The 18,034-nt window shown below is 71.1% G+C and carries 16 protein-coding genes; 14 read left to right on the top strand and 2 right to left on the bottom strand.

Annotated elements, in window-relative coordinates; genetic code table 11:
* Positions 1–72 precede the first annotated feature (72 nt).
* The 11 genes from DFQ59_RS11280 to rpsA all read left to right on the top strand — a co-directional run bounded on the left by DFQ59_RS11280 (position 73) and on the right by rpsA (position 12,378).
* Positions 73–2,025 carry a sigma-54-dependent Fis family transcriptional regulator gene (locus DFQ59_RS11280; protein ID WP_114279815.1) on the top strand — a complete coding sequence of 651 codons (1,953 nt, stop codon included), beginning with the start codon at positions 73–75 and terminating at the stop codon, positions 2,023–2,025.
* Between the two features lie 97 nt (positions 2,026–2,122).
* Entirely contained in the window at positions 2,123–2,626 is a 504-nt protein-coding gene (locus DFQ59_RS11275) for a 6-pyruvoyl trahydropterin synthase family protein (RefSeq protein ID WP_211314905.1), read from the top strand.
* Entirely contained in the window at positions 2,623–3,183 is a 561-nt protein-coding gene (locus DFQ59_RS11270; RefSeq protein ID WP_211314904.1) for a flavoprotein, read from the top strand. Before DFQ59_RS11275 ends, DFQ59_RS11270 begins: the two co-directional genes overlap by 4 nt.
* Positions 3,159–4,550 carry a DUF6513 domain-containing protein gene (locus DFQ59_RS20545; protein WP_114279813.1) on the top strand — a complete coding sequence of 464 codons (1,392 nt, stop codon included), beginning with the start codon at positions 3,159–3,161 and terminating at the stop codon, positions 4,548–4,550. Before DFQ59_RS11270 ends, DFQ59_RS20545 begins: the two co-directional genes overlap by 25 nt.
* A gap of 67 nt (positions 4,551–4,617) precedes the next feature.
* Entirely contained in the window at positions 4,618–5,919 is a 1,302-nt protein-coding gene (locus DFQ59_RS11260) for a molybdopterin-binding domain-containing protein (RefSeq protein ID WP_114279812.1), read from the top strand.
* 1 nt (position 5,920) lies between these two features.
* Positions 5,921–7,555 (top strand): formylmethanofuran dehydrogenase subunit A, encoded by a 1,635-nt coding sequence (locus DFQ59_RS11255; RefSeq protein WP_114279811.1) that lies wholly within the window; start codon positions 5,921–5,923, stop codon positions 7,553–7,555.
* Positions 7,556–7,567: 12 nt separating this feature from the next.
* On the top strand, positions 7,568–8,134 hold the full coding sequence (locus DFQ59_RS11250; RefSeq protein WP_114279810.1) for a DUF447 domain-containing protein: 567 nt from the start codon (positions 7,568–7,570) through the stop codon (positions 8,132–8,134).
* The gene (locus DFQ59_RS11245; protein WP_114279809.1) at positions 8,131–8,841 is read left to right on the top strand and encodes a (5-formylfuran-3-yl)methyl phosphate synthase; all 711 of its coding nucleotides are present in this window, start codon (positions 8,131–8,133) and stop codon (positions 8,839–8,841) included. The genes DFQ59_RS11250 and DFQ59_RS11245 overlap by 4 nt, the downstream gene beginning before the upstream one ends.
* Before the next feature lie 86 nt (positions 8,842–8,927).
* A complete protein-coding gene (locus tag DFQ59_RS11240; protein WP_114279808.1) occupies positions 8,928–10,679 on the top strand; it encodes a chloride channel protein in 1,752 nt (583 codons plus the stop codon).
* 91 nt (positions 10,680–10,770) lie between these two features.
* Positions 10,771–11,130, top strand: a complete 360-nt coding sequence (locus tag DFQ59_RS11235) for a hypothetical protein (protein ID WP_114279807.1) — start codon at positions 10,771–10,773, stop codon at positions 11,128–11,130.
* Positions 11,131–11,169: 39 nt separating this feature from the next.
* Positions 11,170–12,378 carry a 30S ribosomal protein S1 gene (gene rpsA, locus DFQ59_RS11230; protein WP_114279806.1) on the top strand — a complete coding sequence of 403 codons (1,209 nt, stop codon included), beginning with the start codon at positions 11,170–11,172 and terminating at the stop codon, positions 12,376–12,378.
* Between the two features lie 173 nt (positions 12,379–12,551).
* On the opposite strand, the gene DFQ59_RS11225 is transcribed toward rpsA, so the two are convergent.
* Positions 12,552–13,280 carry a thiosulfate oxidation carrier complex protein SoxZ gene (locus DFQ59_RS11225; protein ID WP_170142136.1) on the bottom strand — a complete coding sequence of 243 codons (729 nt, stop codon included), beginning with the start codon at positions 13,278–13,280 and terminating at the stop codon, positions 12,552–12,554.
* 210 nt (positions 13,281–13,490) lie between these two features.
* Positions 13,491–14,240: a hypothetical protein gene (locus DFQ59_RS11220; protein WP_114279804.1), complete on the bottom strand. Its 750-nt coding sequence runs from the start codon at positions 14,238–14,240 to the stop codon at positions 13,491–13,493.
* A 525-nt stretch (positions 14,241–14,765) separates the two neighbouring features.
* On the opposite strand from DFQ59_RS11220, the gene DFQ59_RS11210 reads away from it, so the two are divergent.
* The 3 genes from DFQ59_RS11210 to DFQ59_RS20540 form a co-directional block, all read left to right on the top strand.
* On the top strand, positions 14,766–15,632 hold the full coding sequence (locus tag DFQ59_RS11210; RefSeq protein ID WP_211314903.1) for a DsbA family protein: 867 nt from the start codon (positions 14,766–14,768) through the stop codon (positions 15,630–15,632).
* Between the two features lie 204 nt (positions 15,633–15,836).
* A complete protein-coding gene (locus tag DFQ59_RS20070; RefSeq protein WP_211314902.1) occupies positions 15,837–17,585 on the top strand; it encodes a S8 family serine peptidase in 1,749 nt (582 codons plus the stop codon).
* 69 nt (positions 17,586–17,654) lie between these two features.
* Positions 17,655–18,034 (top strand): S8 family serine peptidase (locus DFQ59_RS20540; protein ID WP_147275247.1); only part of this gene is annotated, 380 nt, incomplete at its 3' end.

Raw genomic sequence — 18,034 nt, 5'->3', positions numbered from 1 at the left:
GGCCAGGGGATTGCAGCACCACAAGGCACGCTTCTTGCGCCAGTCCGCGGAACGCGCTGCCAGGAGGATGACATGCACTATCCGGATATCGCCAACCACGCCCGCCTGGTGCAGGCCGTGGTCCGCGGCAACACCCGGGGCCTGGAAGTCCCCGAGAACCATATCACCCAGTCCTGGCGGCGCTGCGTGGAGGATCACGGCCTGCACCCGGCGGACCGCCGCGAGCCGGTGGTGCTGGAGCGGGGCGAGCTGCTGCAGCGCCAGGAGCGCTGCGACCGGCTGCTCGACATCGCCCGCACGGAGATGACCAGCCTCTACCAGCAGGTGGCGGGCTCCGGCTACGCCATCCTGCTCACCGACCGCGACGGCGTGGTGCTCAACTTCGTCGGCGACCCGCTGTTCACCGAGGCGGCGGCCCGCAGCGGCATGCACGCGGGCGCGGTCTGGAGCGAGGCGGCCCAGGGCACCAACGGCATGGGCACCTGCCTGGTGGAGCAGCGCCCGCTGGTGATCCACCACCGCGAGCACTTCCTCGCCCACCACACCGGGCTGACCTGCTCCGCCGCCCCCATCTTCGATCCCCACGGCGAGATGCTGGCGGTGCTCGACGCTTCCAGCGAATCGAGCCTGGCCCAGCAGCACACCATGGTGCTGGTGAACATGTCGGCGCAGATGATCGAGAACCGGGTCTTCCTGTGCGCCATGAAGTCCAGCTACATCGCCCGCTTCCACAGCCGCCCCGAGTTCGTCAGCACCCTGGGCGAGGGCGCCATCGCCTTCGAGCCCGACGGGCGCATCCTCGCCGCCAACCGCAGCGCCCTGTTCCAGCTCGACCTGGTCTCCCAGGCGGACATCGTCGGCCGCCCCCTGCAGGAGGTGTTCAACCTCTCCCTGCCCCAGGCGCTGCAGCGGGCCGAGCACCACACCTTCCAGCCCCTGCCCATCCGCGAGGCCCGCGGCGGGCGGCGCTACTTCGCCGTGTTCCAGCCGCCCGAGAACCAGGCCCCGGCCCCCTTCGCGGCGGCCGCCCGCGGCCGCCGCGCGGCCCCGGCGGTGGCGGCGGTGACCGACGAGCCGGGCGACCCCCTGGCCGCGCTGGAGTTCGGGGACGCGCGCATGCGCCGCAACATCGAGCGCGCGCGCCGCCTCAGCGACCGGGACATCCCGCTGCTGTTGATGGGCGAGACGGGCACCGGCAAGGACATGTTCGCCAAGGCCGTGCACCAGGCCGGGCGCCGCGGCCACAAGCCGTTCGTGGCGGTCAACTGCGCCTCGCTGCCGGAGACGCTCATCGAGAGCGAGCTGTTCGGCTACCGCCCCGGCGCCTTCACCGGCGCCAGCCGCGAGGGCAGCCGCGGCAAGATCCTGCAGGCCGACGGCGGCACCCTGTTCCTGGACGAGATCGGCGACATGCCCCTGCACCTGCAGGCGCGCCTGCTGCGGGTGCTGGAGGAGCGGGAGGTGTTCCCGCTGGGCGGCGAGACCGCCGTGGCGGTGGACATCCGCCTCATCAGCGCCACCCACCGGGACCTGAAGCAGCAGGTGGCCGAGGGACGCTTCCGCCAGGATCTCTACTACCGCCTGCACGGCATCACCCTCACCCTGCCGCCGCTGCGGGAGCGCGGCGACCGCCGCGCCCTCATCGAGGCCCTCGCCCGGGCCGAGTCCGGGGGGCGGGAGCTGCACTTCGACACCGAGGCGCTGGCCCGGCTCGACGCCTACGCCTGGCCCGGCAACATCCGCCAGCTGCGCAACGTCATGCGCACGGTGGTGGGGCTGGCGGAGAGCGACAACATCACCGTGCACGATCTGCCCGACGAGCTGCTGGAGCTGCCGCTGGCCGCCGCCGGGGACGGGTCCGGGCAGCAGCCGGAGAACGCCCTGGCCGCCGCCGAGCGCGACGCCATCCTGCGCGAGATGGAGGCCCTGCACTGGAACGTCACCCGCGTCGCGGCGCGGCTCAACCTCAGCCGCAACACCCTCTACCGCAAGATGAAGCGCTACGGCATCCGGCCGCCGCGCTAGGTTACCGGCCTCCCGCGGGGGCGCACGGCGCCCTTGCGGGGCGGCACGTCTTTTGCTCTCCTCCCCGGAGAGATCATCCCGGCAGCGGAGGAGACCGTTGAGCCCGAACCCCGAACGTTTCGCCGTGCGCGTCGATCCCGGCGAGCTGCACTTCAACGCCGCCCACTTCATCACCTTCGGCGGCACCTGCGAGAACCTGCACGGCCACAACTTCCACGTCCGCGTGGAGGCCGTGGGCCGCAACACCGGGGACGCCTTCGTCCTCGACTTCGTGGAGCTCACCCGCCTGGCGGCGGCCATCTGCCGCACCCTCCACGACCGGGTGCTGCTGCCCGGCGAGAGCCGCGAGGTGGCGATCACCCCCGAGGGGGACGCCCTGCGGGTGGAGAGCCACGGCCGCCGCTTCGTGCTGCCCGCCGACAGCTGCCGGGTGCTGCCGGTGAGCAACGCCACCGCCGAGATGCTGGCCTGGCACATCGGCGGCGAGCTGATCCGGGCCCTGCGCGAGGCGGGCAGCAACCGGGGGCTGGAGACCCTGGAGGTGGCCGTGGAGGAGGCCGACCGGCAGTGGGGCGTGTGCCGGCGCGAGGTGGCGCCGTGACCGCACCGCCCCGCACGCCGCGCATCGCCTGGGGCCTGACCGGCTCCGGCCACTACCTGCGCGAGTGCCTGGAGCTGGCGGAGCGGCTGCCGGCGGTGGATCTCTTCCTCACCCGCGCCGCCGCGGAGGTGCTGCACATGTACGGCATCCCGGTGAAGTCGCTGCAGTCGCGGCTGCGGGTATTCCGCGACACCACCGCCAGCGCCGCGCCGGTGGGGCTGTTCTACAAGGGCGTCTACGACCGGCTGGTCATCGCCCCGGCCACCTCCAACACCGTGGCCAAGATGGTGCAGGGCATCTCCGACACCCTGGTCACCAACATCTACGCCCAGGCGGGCAAGTGCCGCGTGCCGAGCGTCGTGTTCGCCTGCGACAGCGAGCCGGCGATGGAGACCGAGGCGCCGGGCGGCACCGTCCCGGTCTACCCGCGGCGCATCGACCTGGAGAACACCGGGCGCCTGGCCGGGTTCGAGCACACCCGCGTGGTCACCCGCTTCGAGGAGCTGGCCGGGGTCCTGCTGGGGGAGACGGCATGTCCGGACACGTCCTGTTCCTGACCGGCCGGCTGGCCGAGGCCAACCTGCGCCGGGTGCTGGAGGGGCTCGCGCCGCTCCCGTTCCGCTGGGAGATACGGCAGCTGGGGGTGAGCGTGGCGGCGCTGCTCACCGCCGAGATGATCGCCCGCCGCCTGCCCGGTGCCGGCGGCGCGGAGCGCATCGTCGTGCCGGGCCGCTGCCGCGGCGACCTGGAGGCGCTGGCGGCCCGCTACGGCGTGCCGGTGGAGCGCGGCCCCGAGGAGCTGATGGACCTGCCCGAGTACCTCGGGCGCGACGGCGGCGGCCCGCCCGATCTCAGCGAACACGACGTGCGCATCTTCGCCGAGATCACCGACGCCCCCCGGCTCACGGTGGCCGCCATCCTGGAGCGGGCCGCGGCGCTGGCCGCCGACGGGGCCGACGTCATCGACCTGGGCTGCCTGCCCGACACCCCCTTCCCCCACCTGGCCGAGGCGGTGGAGGCCCTGTGCGGGGCGGGCCACCGGGTCAGCGTCGACTCCCTGCGCCCGGAGGATCTCATCGCCGGCGACCGGGCCGGGGCGGCGTTCCTGCTCAGCCTCACGCCCGAGACCCTGTGGGTGGCGGAGGAGACCGCCGCGGTGCCGGTGCTCATCCCCGGCCCCGACGGCGGCCTGGAGGCGCTCGGCGCGAGCCTGGAATGGATGGCGGAGCGGGGCCGCCCCTGCATCGCCGACCCGGTGCTGGACCCCATCCACTTCGGCTTCGCCGACTCCCTGGTGCGCTACCACACCCTGCGCGGGCGCTATCCCGGGGCGGAGCTGATGCTGGGGGTGGGCAACCTCACCGAGCTCACCGAGGCCGACACCACCGGCATCAACGCCCTGCTGTTCGGCTTCGCCTCGGAGCTCGGCATCCGCCACGTGCTCACCACCCAGGTGAGCCCCCACTGCGCCAGCGCCGTGCGCGAGGCGGATCTCGCCCGGCGCATCATGTTCCGGGCCCGGGCCGAGCAGCGCCTGCCCAAGCGGCTGCACGGGGGGCTCGCCGCCCACCGGGAGCGCCGCCCCTTCCCCTACACCCCGGAGGAGATCGCCGCCGCGGCCGGCGCGGTGCGCGACCCCAACTTCCGCATCCAGGTGAGCCGGGCGGGCATCCACGTCTACAACCGCGACGGCGTGCGCAGCGGCAGCGACCCGTTCGAGCTCTACCCCGCCCTCGGGGTGGAGGGCGACGGCGGCCACGCCTTCTACCTCGGGGTGGAGCTGGCGCGGGCGGAGATCGCCCACCGGCTGGGTAAGCGCTACGTCCAGGACCAGCCCCTCGACTGGGGCAGCGTGGTGCGGCCGCCGGCCGTGGATCTCGAACGGCAGGCCGCCCCCGGCCCCACCCGCCGCCGGCGCGCCTGACCCCCGCGGCGCTGGTCCGGTTCTTGCTGAATCTCCCGCCGGACACCCGGAGAGATCAGCAAACCCCATGACCGACGCCAGCCCCGCCACCGCCGCCGCCACCGTCCCCTGTCCCTTCTGTGCACTGGGGTGTGACGATCTGTCTCCGCACCTGAACGGGACGCGGCTGCGCCTCAGCGCCCCCGACGACTGCCCGATCCTGGACGCCGCCGCTGCGGCGGCCGACGCGGCCCTGGCGTCCCCGGCCGTCCCGCGGGTGGGCGGCGCGCCGGCGAGCCTCGAGGCGGCCTGCGCCGCGGCCGCCGGCCTGCTCGGCGGGGCGCGGGCGCCGCTGGTGAGCGGGCTGGCCGCCGATCTCGCCGGCATCCGCGCCGCCCTGCACCTGGCCCGGGCCCTCGGGGCCACGGTGGATCATGCCCACGGCGACGCCCTGCAGCGCAACCTCGCCGTGTTCCAGGGCGACGGCTGGATGACCGCCAGCCTGGGCGAGGTGCGCAACCGCTGCGACCTGCTGGTGGTGCTGGGCGCCGGCCTGTTCCGGCGCCTGCCGCGGCTGGCCGGCCGGGTGCTGCGGCCCGCCGAACGGCTGGACGGCGGCGCCGGGCCGGCGCTGGTGATCCTCGACACGGTGGCCCCGGAGACCCTGCCGGAGGCGGTGCGGGCGCTGGAGCCGGAGCTGCTGCCGGTGCCCGTGGCGCGGGCCGGCGAGGCGCTCGGCTGGCTGCGGGCGCTGCTCGCCGGGCGGCCGGTCATGGCCGACGGGGCGGGCGGCGCGGGGCGGACGGCGCTGGCGGCGCTGCTGGCGCGGCTGCGGGCGGCCCGCTACCCGGTCATCGCCTGGAGCGCGGCGGAGTTCGACTTCCCCCACGCCGATCTCGCCCTGGCGCAGGCCGCCGGCCTGGTCCGATCGCTGAACGGGACCGGCCGCGCCGCGCTGCTGCCCCTCGGCGCGGGCGACGCCGACGCCAGCGCCCACCAGGCCTGCGCCTGGCACAGCGGCTTCAGCCTGCGCACCGCCTTCGCCGGGGGCCGCGCCGCCTACGATCCCCACCTGCACCGCGGCGATCGCCTGCTGGCGGCGGGCGAGGCCGACGCCCTGCTGTGGCTCTCCTGCCTGCGCCCGGACCCGGCCCCGCCCGAGTCCCCCGTGCCCACCGTCGCGGTGGGCCACCCGGGGCTGCGGCTCGCCGCCGAGCCCGAGGTGTTCATCCCCGTGGGCGTGCCCGGCATCGACCACGCCGGGCTCATCCACCGCGGCGACGGGCTCGCCACCCTCGGGCTGCGCCGCCTGCGCGACAATCCCTGGCCCACCGCCGCGGCGGTGCTCGGCCGCATCCTCGAGCTGATCCCCGCGCGGGAGGAGAACTGACATGCTGACCCGGCTCAGCGGCGGACGCATCTACGACCCGGCCCACGGCATCGACGGCGAGGTGCGCGATCTCTACCTGCGCGACGGGCGCATCTGCGCGCCGCCCGCCGACCCGGCGGCGGTGGACGCCCACTACCCGCTCCAGGGCCAGGTGGTGATGGCCGGCGCCATCGACATCCACAGCCACGTGGCCGGCGGCAACGTGAACAACGCCCGGGTGCTGATGCCCGAGCAGCACGTGGCGCAACAGGCCCGCTACCCCGGGCTGCCCTTCGGGGGCTCGCCCTGGTCCACCTTCGACACCGGCTACCGCTACGCGGAGATGGGCTTCACCACCGTGGTGGAGCCGGCGGTGCTGCCCATCAACGCCGGCCACGCCCACGCCGAGCTGGCCGACATCCCCATCCTCGACAAGGCGGGGCTGGCGATTCTCGGCAACGACGACTTCCTGCTGCGGCTGCTGCGCGAGGGCGCAGGGCAGGCCACCGTCAACGACTACGTGGCCTGGACCCTGTGCGCCACCCAGTGCCTGGGGGTGAAGGTGATCAACGCCGGCGGCGCCACCGCCTTCAAGTTCAACGCCCGGGAGTTCGGGCTCGACGACGAGGTGCCCTTCTACGGCGTCACCTCCCGGCGCATCCTCAACGCCCTGCAGCGGGCGGTGGTGGCGCTCGGCATCGGCCACCCCCTGCACGTCCACTGCAACAACCTGGGCGTGCCCGGCAACGTGGACACGGCGCTGCGCACCATGGAGGCGGCCGAGGGGCTGCCCATGCACCTGGCCCACGTGCAGTTCTACGGCTACGGCGCCGACGGCCCCCACGGCTTCTCCACCGGCGCCGCGCGCCTGGCCGAGGCGCTGGGCCGCCACCCCAACATCACCGTGGACGTGGGCCAGGTGCTGTTCGGCCAGACGGTGACCATCTCCGGCGACGTGATGCGCCAGCACGCCGCCCGCGGCATCGCCCGGCCGCGCAAGTGGGCGCTGTGGGAGGGCGAGGACGGCGGCGGCGGCATCGTGCCGTTCCGCTACCGGGCCGGTAACTTCGTCAACGCCCTGCAGTGGGCCATCGGCCTGGAGCTGTTCCTGCTGGTGGACGACCCGTGGCGGGTCTTCTTCACCACCGACCACCCCAACGGCGCCCCCTTCACCGCCTACCCGGAGCTGTTCCACCTGCTCATGAGCCGCGACCACCGCGCCCGCTGGCTGGCGCGCATCAACCCCGAGGCCGCCGACGCCTGCCTGCTGCGCCACCTGGAGCGGGAGTACAGCCTGTACGAGATCGCGGTGATGACCCGCGCCGCGCCCGCGCGCCTGCTGGGGCTCGGCGACCGCGGCCACCTCGGCCCCGGCGCGGTGGCGGACATCGCCGTGTACGCCGACCTCGAGGACCGGGGGGAGATGTTCCGCGCCGCCCGGCTGGTGTTCAAGGACGGCGTGCCGGTGGTGCGCGACGGCCGGGTCGTCAACCCGGTGCGGGGGCGCACCCACGCCGTGAACCCGGACTACGACCGCGCCATCGAGCGGCCCCTGGCGGCCTGGTTCGACCGCTACCACCTGCAGCGGCTGGACAACTTCCGCCTCGACCCCGGCCGGCTCGCCGAGACCGCCGGGGCCGAGCTGGTGATCCACTGACCGGAGGAACCGATGATCCAGGAAGTCATCGTCACCACCCGCAACGCCGACGGCAGCGCCCACATCGCCCCCATGGGCGTGCGCGAGAGCGGCGGCGAGGTGCTCATCGCCCCGTTCCGCCCCTCGCGCACCCTGGACAACCTGCTGCGGGAGGGCTGCGCGGCGATCAACTGCACCGACGACGTGCGCGTCTTCGCCGGCTGCCTCACCGGGCGCCGGGACTGGCCGGTGGTGCCCACCGACCGGGTGGCGGGGCTGCGCCTGGCGGGCGCCATCGCCCACACCGAGGTGAGCGTGGAGCGGGTGGAGGAGGACCCGGTGCGCCCGCGCCTGCTCTGCCGGGCGCGCCACCACGCCACCCACGCCCCCTTCCGCGGCTTCAACCGGGCCCAGGCGGCGGTGCTGGAGCTGGCCATCCTGGTCAGCCGCCTCGACCGCCTGCCGGCGGAGAAGATCGACGCGGAGCTCGGCTACCTCGCCATCGCCGTGGAGAAGACCGCCGGGGCGCGGGAGCGGGAGGCCTGGGAATGGCTGCTGGCCGCGGTGGCCGCCCACCGGCAGCGGGAGGCGTGCGCATGACCCGCATGCTGGCCAGCGTGTGCACGCTGGAGGAGACGGAGCTGGCGCTGGCCGGCGGCGCGGACATCATCGACCTGAAGGACCCGGCCCGGGGCGCGCTGGGCGCCCTGCCCGAGCCCCAGGTGCGGACCATCGTCGACCAGGTGCGCCGGCGACGGCCGGTGAGCGCCACCGTGGGTGACCTGCCCATGGACCCGGCCACCCTGGTGGCGCGGGTGCGGCGCATGTCGGTCACCGGGGTGGACTACGTCAAGGTGGGCCTCACCGGGGAGCCGGGCACCGAGGCCTGCGTCGAGGCGCTGGGCCGGCTGGCCACCGGCGTGCGCCTGGTGGCGGTGCTGTTCGCCGACCGCGCCCCCGACCTCGGCCTGGTGGCCCGGATCGGCGCGGCCGGCTTCACCGGGGTGATGCTCGACACCGCCGACAAGCGCTCCGGCGCCCTGCCCGGCCTGGTGAGCCGGCGCAAGCTGACGGCGTTCCTCGCGCTCGGCCGCAACCTCGGGCTGGTGACGGGGCTGGCGGGCTCGCTGCGGGAGGCGGACGTGCCGGAGCTGCTGGCGCTGGAGCCCCACTACCTGGGCTTCCGGCGGGCGCTGTGCGGCGGGGCGAGCCGCGTGGGCCGGCTGGATCCGGCGGCGCTGGAGCGGCTGCGGGGGATGATACCGGCCCCGGCCCTGCCGGCGGAGCCGGCCGGCGCCCTGGGCTGATCCCTGTCCCGGACCCGCCGCCGCGCGGTTGCCCCGCCCCGCCCCGCCGCCCCATACTCGGTCGGGTCGGGGACGGGGAGGCGGCGATGGAACAGAGCGTGGGCGAGAGGCTCCGGACGGGCGCGGCGCGGCGCCTGGAGGCGTTCCGCCTGCGGGTCTCCCGCGCCGACGCCATCGCCGAGCTGTCGCTGCTCGGCATCCTCAGCGGGGTGCTGGCCGCCGCCGTCATCATCCTGTTCCGCTGGGTCGTGGAGATCCTGCAGCGCACCTTCCTCCACGGCCACCTCTACGACTACGAGCACCTGGCGCCGGAGTGGCGGCTGCTGCTGGCGGTGGCGGGCGGACTGGTGCTCGGGCTGCTGTGGCGCGCCGTGCCCGAGGGGATGCGCCGGGTGGGGGTGCCGCACCTGCTGGTGCGGCTCGACTACCATCAGGGGCGGCTGCCCTGGGGCAACGCCCTGATGCAGTTCGTGGGCGGCACCCTGGCGCTGGTGGCGGGCCACTCGGTGGGCCGCGAGGGGCCGAGCATCCACCTGGGCGCGGCGGCCAGCAACATCCCCGCCCAGTGGCTGCGGCTGCCCAACAACAGCCTGCGGGTGGTGGCCGCCTGCGGCGCCGCGGCGGGCATCGCCGCCACCTTCAACACGCCGCTGGCGGGGGTGGCCTTCGCCATGGAGGTGCTGATGATGGAGTCCACCGTGGCGGCCTTCGCCCCGGTGATCCTCGCCACCATCAGCGCCACCACCCTCACCCGCCTCGCCTTCGGCGACGATCTCGCCTTCACCGTCCCGCCCCTCGATCTCGGCTCCATGGCGGAGATGCCCCTGATCCTGCTCATGGGCATCGCGCTCGGCGGGGCGGCGGCGCTGTTCATCCGCGCCCTGCTGCTGTTCAACGGCTGGGGCCGGCGGCTGCCCCTGTGGCTGCGGCCCGTGGTCGCCGGCACGCTGACGGGGCTCATCGCCCTGTGGGTGCCGGCGGTGATGGGCATCGGCTACGACACCGTCAACCAGGCGCTGCTGGGGGAGGTGACCCTCGGCCTGCTGGCGGCCATGGTGGTGATGAAGCTGCTGGCCACCGCCGCGGCGGTGGGGCTCGGGGTGCCCGGCGGGCTCATCGGCCCGTCGCTGGTCATCGGCGCCATGGGCGGCGGCCTGTTCGCCGTGGTGGCGCAGGGCTTCGGCTTCATCCCCGAGGCCTCGGTGGGCTTCCACGTGATGCTCGGCATGGGGGCGATGATGGCCGGGGTGCTGCAGGCGCCGCTGGCGGCGCTGCTGGCCATCCTGGAGCTCACCGGCAACCCCAACATCCTCTTCCCGGGCATGCTGGCGGTGATCGCCGCCACCCTCACCTGCGGCGCCCTGCACGGCCGCGAGTCGGCCTTCCTGGCGCTGCTGCGCTCCATGGGGGTGGACTACCGCAACGACCGCATCGCCCGGGCGCTGCGCCAGGTGGGGGTGGCCGGGGTGATGAGCCGCAGCTACGCCCAGCTGCCGGCGCGGCCCGACCGCGCCCGGGTGGAACGGGAGCTGGCGGACGCCCCCGGCTGGATCCTGGTGCGCCCCGAGGACGCCCCCGCCCAGCTGCTCCCGGCGGTGGACCTGGTGCGGGCGCTGCGCGAGGCGCCGGAGCGGGAGGCGTTCGACCTGCTGGAGCTCCCCGCCGAGCGCCTCACCGCCACGCCCGTGGATATCCAGGCGAGCCTGCAGGAGGCCCAGGAGGAGATGCACCGCCACGGTGCCGAGGCCCTCTACGTCGTCCGCACCACGGTGCCGGGCATCCCGCGGGTCTACGGCGTGCTCACCCGCGCCGAGATCGAGCGCGGCTACCGCTACTGACCGGCGCCGCGGCGCCGGCCCGGTCCGGAGGCGGATTGCCCGCACCGTCGAATCGGGGTACGTTTCCCCTCTCCTCCCCGTGGGACGCGCCATGAAACGATCCGCCATCCGCCTCGCCTGCCCGGCCGCCGCGCTGCTGCTGGCCCTGGCCGGCTGCGCGCCGCACCCGGCCGCCGGCACCTGGATCGCCGCGCCCGGCTCCGGCGCCGGCTTCCAGCGCCTGGAGGTCACCTACGAGGGCCGGGCCGACCTGTTCGCCGCCGGCGAGGCGCAGGCGGGGCGGCACTGCTTCTGGAGCGGCGACAGCGCGCGGGCCATCGCCCTGGCCTGCAAGGCCGCGTCCAGCCCCGACCTCGAGGAGCACTACCGCCTGGTGGTGGAAGGCGACGGCACCGCGACACTCCTGCGCGACGGCGAACAGGCGGCGCGCTTCACCCGACCGGCGCGGTAATCGCGCCTCCCGACGGACTATCCGGGTTAAACTCTCCCCATGGCCGATACCGAAGACTTCGAAGCGCTGCTCCGGCAGTACGATCGCGAACACCCCACCCCCGCCAAGGCCACGCCGCAGGCGGGTGACCACGTGCGCGGAACCATCATCTCCATCGACGCCGAGCGCGCCTTCGTGGACCTCGGCGGCAAGGTGGAGGGCTCCATCGACATCGCCGAGCTCACCGACGCCGAAGGCACGCTGAAGGTGGCGGAGGGGGACAGCATCGAGGCGGTGGTGATCAGCAACGACGAGCGCACCGGGACCCTGCTGCTGGGCACCGGCACCCAGCGCCACGTCCACGACACCGGCGAGCTGGAGGAGGCCTTCCGCAGCGGCCTGCCGGTGGAGGGGCTGGTCAGCGCCGTCACCAAGGGCGGCCTGGAGGTGCAGGTGGCGGGCCTGCGCGCCTTCTGCCCCGCCTCCCAGGCGGACATCCGCTTCGTGGAGGATCTGGAGCCCTTCGTGGGCCAGCACCTCTCCTTCCGCGTCACCCGCATCGAGGGCGGCCGGCGCCCCAACGTGGTCCTCTCCCGGCGCGCGGTGCTGGAGGAGGAGCGCGCGGCCCAGGCCGAGGCGATCCGCGCCCGGCTGGAGCCGGGGGCGGTGCTGCCGGGCGTCGTCACCAGCCTCAAGGACTTCGGCGCCTTCGTGGACCTCGGCGGCGTGGAGGGGATGATCCACGTCAGCGAGCTGGCCTACGGCCGCGTCAAGCACCCCCAGGACCTGCTCAGCGTGGGCCAGGCGGTGGAGGTGGCGGTGCTGCGCATCGAGAAGAGCGACAACCCCAGGCACCCCCAGCGCATCGCCCTGTCGCTCCGCGCCCTGGCCGCCAACCCCTGGCAGCAGGCCGGGGAGCGCTACGCCGCCGGCGCCCGCGTCCGGGGCACCGTGACGCGCCTGCAGCCCTTCGGCGCCTTCGTGGAGCTCGAGCCGGGGCTGGAGGGGCTCGTCCACATCAGCGAGCTGGGCGCCGGGCGCCGCATCACCCACCCCCGCGAAGTGCTCAACGAGGGCGACACCGTGGAGGTCACCGTGCTCGGCGTCGACACGGAGAAGCAGCGCATCAGCCTGTCGCTGGACGCCGACGTGGCGGACGCCGCCGAGATGCCGGCCGCGCCCCGGGAGGAGCCCCGCGCCGAGCCCGGCGTCGGCACCTTCGGCGAGCTGCTGCGCCAGGAGATGGAAAAGCGGGGGAAGAAGAAGTAGTCGGGGAATCACCCCGCGCTCCGCGGGGTGAAATCAATCGACCTCGGCTAGGCGTTGCCCGGAGCAGGCCACCAATGTCAGTTCCCGGGGAGGTTTCATGCCGCCAAGCTTACCGACCCGCATCCCCAACTGGATACTGCACCACCATGCAGAAACCATTCCCGGACATGGAATCATTTTCTATAAATTTTCACGCCTTTATCACCAGCCGTATCTTCCCATTCAAGCTTGTAACTGCCTCTTTCATTACCCATGAACTTGAAGCTGAAAAATGGATTTCTGCTGACTCCAAGAGACAGCTCTGATTCCACGATGGTTTCACCATCATGCGATAACTTCATCCACTTGATGTATCTTCCAACATTCATGCAGTGCATGATCATGTACTTTATTGTGACAACCCCATCCTCAACCGTTGTATAAAACCGTGCGTCCGTATCACATGCCCGCATATTTTCCTGCCCGGATTTCAGAACATTCAGATTGCCCACCGCATAGTAATCTTTATTGCCAGCACGCATCACAACGTACAACTCACCCGATTTGCCGACCCTGAATCGTGTACTTACATAAGGAAGCGTGACCTTTCCCAGCGTAAACGATGCAATCCTGTCGTTATGCCTGTTTGAATACAAATCTATTGCCTTGACTCCATTCAGCGAGGAGTCAATGAACACCGGTACAACATTTCCATTCACTATCGTCCCAGGGAGTCTGACACTTATATCTGCACTTGCTTCCGCACCAGCAATATCTACCTTCACATTCTCGACGAAATCTATGTCACGCCCAAAGCTCAATGACTCCTCAGTCATCTGCCTGGTGGACGGCATTGCAATAACTGATGAAACTGAAAATACCGTCAATGCGACAGTCGCCAACAATACATGAACAGACCTCATTGACTTCCACCTCCATGGAAAATACCCGATGAATTGATTTATGCAACACATCATGCGGCTTCCACCCCGTCAACACGGTCCGACTTCTTCGTTACAGAGCCGGGGGATTCCACACAGAATCATATAAACTGCGTGACCGTCCACGGATTGTTCATTTGTTGCCAGCATCCAGACATCACCATCAAAGCCCTGCGATTTCCCGGCACCAACTCATGGTGCCAACTTGTTATCGAACCCCGCCTTGACCTTGTCCAACCATTCCGCGCCCCAACGCCACAATGAAAGGCTCGTAACGTGTTCGGTGTGCTCATTCCAGAGATAACAGACCGTCATCATCTCTCGACCACGCGCCATCTGGTAGCAAACGGACTGCATGTACACATCAAACGAGACATCTCTGGCGTTCAGGTCTTTCAGCATCTCAAGCATGACGGGGTTGACTTTGGATTCCGCGTTGTCTCGCAATAGATTTTCCAGCCATAGATCAACCACGAGCGCTCCAACAGGTTCCCTGTAAACCCACCACTGGGACTGGGTATGGGCACCTTTTTCGGGGCTCACACAATACTGAAGATCATATTCGTTGCAAATGTCATTTAGCGAAAGCCCGATACTCCCAGGCACATTGATCGGCAAACTGATTATCACGGCTTTTGTCAGTAAATTGTCCCTGCTCTCGGTAAGCGCGGCGAACACGCGGGTGTAGCCTCCGCTCTCGACCGTCGGGCCGGAACCTCCTGCAACATCGCTGGTCCTTAAAGCCCTGGACTCATCGAGATGTGCGCTTATACGCCAATCACCCTCGGGCAGGGGCACCTGTTTCCCATAGAAAACGAAGGGACTGTGCACCGTCATGCCGATGGGATACTGTTCCTGGCTGAACTGCTGCCGAGAACCGGCACAGCCTCCCGCTAACATGATCATCACTGTCAAGAGCCATAGAGTGCATTTCGTCTTCATCACCGGCTCCTCCTTTGCTTATCGCTACAACGCACAGGCGGACCATATAGTATCCAGGTTGACCGCAGCCAGACCGCTTGCAGGCTTCTGAAAATCGCCAGCAATTCCATACAGAAAGTATAGCCAATAGTGTTTCACTGGTTTTCGACAAACTCCACGTCAATCACCATGAACCATGGCAACACGTTTCAGCGAGTCCGTGTTTATTGATAAATGTGTTCTTTGACAAAGACGGGGGATATCGGGACTCGAACCCAACCACTCACACCCCGCCGCCCGAAATCCATATATACGGGACGAGTACAAATCCACAGCCCCCGTCCCAACCACCCGCCCACCGTCTACCTCCCTTTCCTCCCCACCGCACACCCGACCACACCGATTCCAAACGAACTGATCCCGTTTCCGCTGTCCAAGGTTTCTATCGGCGCCGCGCTCCGGGACCGGAGCCGTTCCGCCAGGGCCGGACACCCGCCCCGGCGATCCGGACGGAAGCCGCCCACCCGACCCGACGAGGAGGACGCCATGATCCCGTTCAGCCCCGCAATGCGCCGCCGCGCGGCCCCCATCCTGGCCGCCCTCCTGCTGCTGACCGCCGCCCCGGCGCAGGCGGCGCCGGAGGACGATGCGGCGCTGGTGGAGCGCATCAGCGGCGAGGTGGTCAGGAAGCTGCAGGAGAGCGGCGCGCTGGACCAGGCCATCGACGCCGGCATCGAGCGCTACGTGGCGAAGCAGCGGGAGGCCCAGGCGGCAGCCGCGCGCCAGCGCGCGGAGGCGGCCCGGAGCAGGGCGGACAAGATGCCCCCCGCCGACCCGGCGCGCGACCACATCTACGGCAACCCGGAAGCCCGCGTGTCCCTCGTCGAGTACTCCGACTTCGAGTGCCCGTTCTGCAAGCGCTTCCACCCCACGGCGAAAGCGCTGGTGGACGCTTCGGACGGCCAGGTGAACTGGGTCTACCGCCACTTTCCCCTCGCCTTCCACAACCCCATGGCCCAGCGGGAGGCGGAAGCCTCCGAGTGCGCCGCCGAGCTGGGCGGCAACGACGCCTTCTGGCGCTTCGCCGACACCCTCTACGAACGCACCGCCTCCAACGGAAAGGGGATGCCCGGCGGCGACCTCGGCGCCCTGGCCGCAGAGATCGGACTGGACCGGACCGCCTTCGAGGCCTGCCTGGAGAGCGGCCGCCACGCTGACCGGGTGAAGAAGGACTACGAAACGGGCATCGCGCTCGGCATCAGCGGCACCCCCGGCAACCTCCTGCGCGACAACGAAACCGGCAAGGTGCTGGTGCGCGCCGGCGCCCTGCCCCTCGCCCGGATGCAGGCATCGGTCGACGAACTGGTCAAGAGCGCGCCGGAGGCGGGCGCCGGGGACGGCGGGGGGCAGTAGGCGTAGAGCCCGCGTGGGGCGCCCGGAGCCGCGGGCGGCCCAAGGCGGTCACCGGCTGCATCATTCTCCTCCACAGGCCGGCCGGCTCCGGGGGCATCCCCATTCCCATACCCGGCCTGCGGGAATGCATCGGGGCGGCGTGCCGGCTGCTACTATTGACTGACAAGATGACTGCCAGTCGCGCCAGCGGAGGCGAATAAGATCATGAACCCGCAATCCCGGCATTCCCTTTCCGGCCTGCTCGCCGTGTGCCTCCTCACCCTCTCCGCAATGGCGCAGGCGGGCCCGCCCCAGGACCGCTACATCGTCGTGCTGAACGCGGACGCGGGCATGCCCGAAGCCGTGGCGGCCGACGTGGCCCGGCGCACCAGCGGCCGGGTCGGCTACGTCTACGGGACGGCGCTGCGGGGCTTCTCCATCACCATGCCCCGCGCGGCGCTGGCCGGCCTGGCCCGCGACCCGCGGGTGGCCTACGTGGAGGAGGACATTCCGGTGAGGGCCTTCGGGCAGGAGGTCCCGACCGGCGTCCGGCGGATGTTCGCCGACCAGGCGGCGCTGGCCATCGACGGGCTGGACGACTACCGGGTCGATGCGGACGTGGCGGTGCTCGACACCGGCATCGACCGGCAGCACCCGGACCTCAACGTGGTGGGCGGCGCCAACTGCCTGAACAGCACCGGCGGCGGTCCGCCCTGGAAACGCAGCTACTTCTGCGACGACACCCGGGACGGCGACGACGACCACTATCACGGCACCCATGTGGCCGGCACCATCGGCGCGCTCGACAACGGCATCGGGGTGGTGGGCGTGGCCCCCGGGGCGCGCCTCTGGGCCGTCAAGGTGCTCGACGCGCAGGGCTCCGGCAGCCTGGCGGGCATCATCGCCGGCATCGACTGGGTCGCCGCCCGGGGCGGCATCGAGGTGATCAACATGAGCCTCGGCGGCTCCGGCAGCAGCACGGCCATGGACAACGCGATCCGGAATGCCGTCGACGGCGGGGTGACCGTGGTGGTGGCGGCCGGCAACGAAGACGACGACGCCGCCAACCACACCCCCGCCAATTCGCCGGACGCCATCACCGTCTCTGCGCTCGCCGACTTCGACGGCGCGGCGGGCGGCTATGGCGCCCCCACCTGCCGCCCGGACCAGGACGACACGCTGGCGGACTTCAGCAACTGGGGGGCCACCGTCGACATCGCCGCCCCCGGCGTCTGCATCCGCTCCACCTACCCCCTGGAGCGGGGCGGGTACGGCACCATCAGCGGCACCTCCATGGCCTCGCCCCACGTGGCCGGGGCCGCGGCGCTGCTGGCCAGCCAGGGCGATACGCCCCAGGCCATCCGCGACACGCTGCTCGGGAAGGGCAACTTCAACTGGACCGACGACTCCGGCGACGGCGTCCTGGAGCCCCTGCTGGACATCGGCGATCCGGTCTTCGCGCCGGTCTTCGTCACCGCCGGCGGGGGCGGGAGCGACACCAACGCCCCGCCGACCGCCGCGTTCACCTCCGCCTGCGCGGGGCTTGGGTGCGACTTCGACGGCAGGGGATCCTCCGACAGCGACGGCTCCATCGTCACCCACGCGTGGGATTTCGGCGACGGCGCCACGGCCTCCGGGCCCACCGCCTCCCACACCTACGCAACGGACGGAACCTACACGGTCAGCCTCACCGTCACCGACGACGGCGGCGCCTCCGGGACAGTTCAGCACGACGTGACGGTGGCGTCGGGCGGCGGTGGGGAACTGCTGACCAGCAGCCAGAACAACGGCTCCACCTGGACCGCGATGGTCGAGACGGCGGACGGCTCCGGCCTCACCGGCACCTGGTCCTACAGTGGGGGAACCGAAGGCTGCTCGGGCAGCGCATGCACCCTGGGCGGCATCCGAAAGAAGGTGTCGAGCGTGGAGTTCACCAGCGGTACCGGAACGACGGTGACCGTATTCAAGCCCTGAGGCGGGGAAAAGCTATTCGGTGACAAATGCTAACGATTAGCATTTGTCACCGACCCCTTAAACTCAGACATCGCCGCCCCCGGCGTCTGCATCCGCTCCACCTACCCCCTGGAGCGGGGCGGGTACGGCACCATCAGCGGCACCTCCATGGCCTCACCCCACGTGGCCGGGGCCGCGGCGCTGCTGGCCAGCCAGGGCGATACGCACCAGGCCATCCGCGACACGCTGCTCGGGAAGGGCAACTTCAACTGGACCGACGACTCCGGCGACGGCATCCTGGAGCCCCTGCTGGACATCGGCGACCCGGTCTTCGCACCGGTCTTCGTCGCCGCCGGCGGCGGGAGCGACACCAACGCCCCGCCGACCGCCGCGTTCACCTCCGCCTGCGCGGGGCTTGGGTGCGACTTCGACGGCAGGGGATCCTCCGACAGCGACGGCTCCATCGTCTC

This window comes from Thioalbus denitrificans, from assembly GCF_003337735.1.
Lineage (GTDB): Bacteria > Pseudomonadota > Gammaproteobacteria > DSM-26407 > DSM-26407 > Thioalbus > Thioalbus denitrificans.
This window is presented reverse-complemented; position numbering and strand designations above follow the sequence as displayed.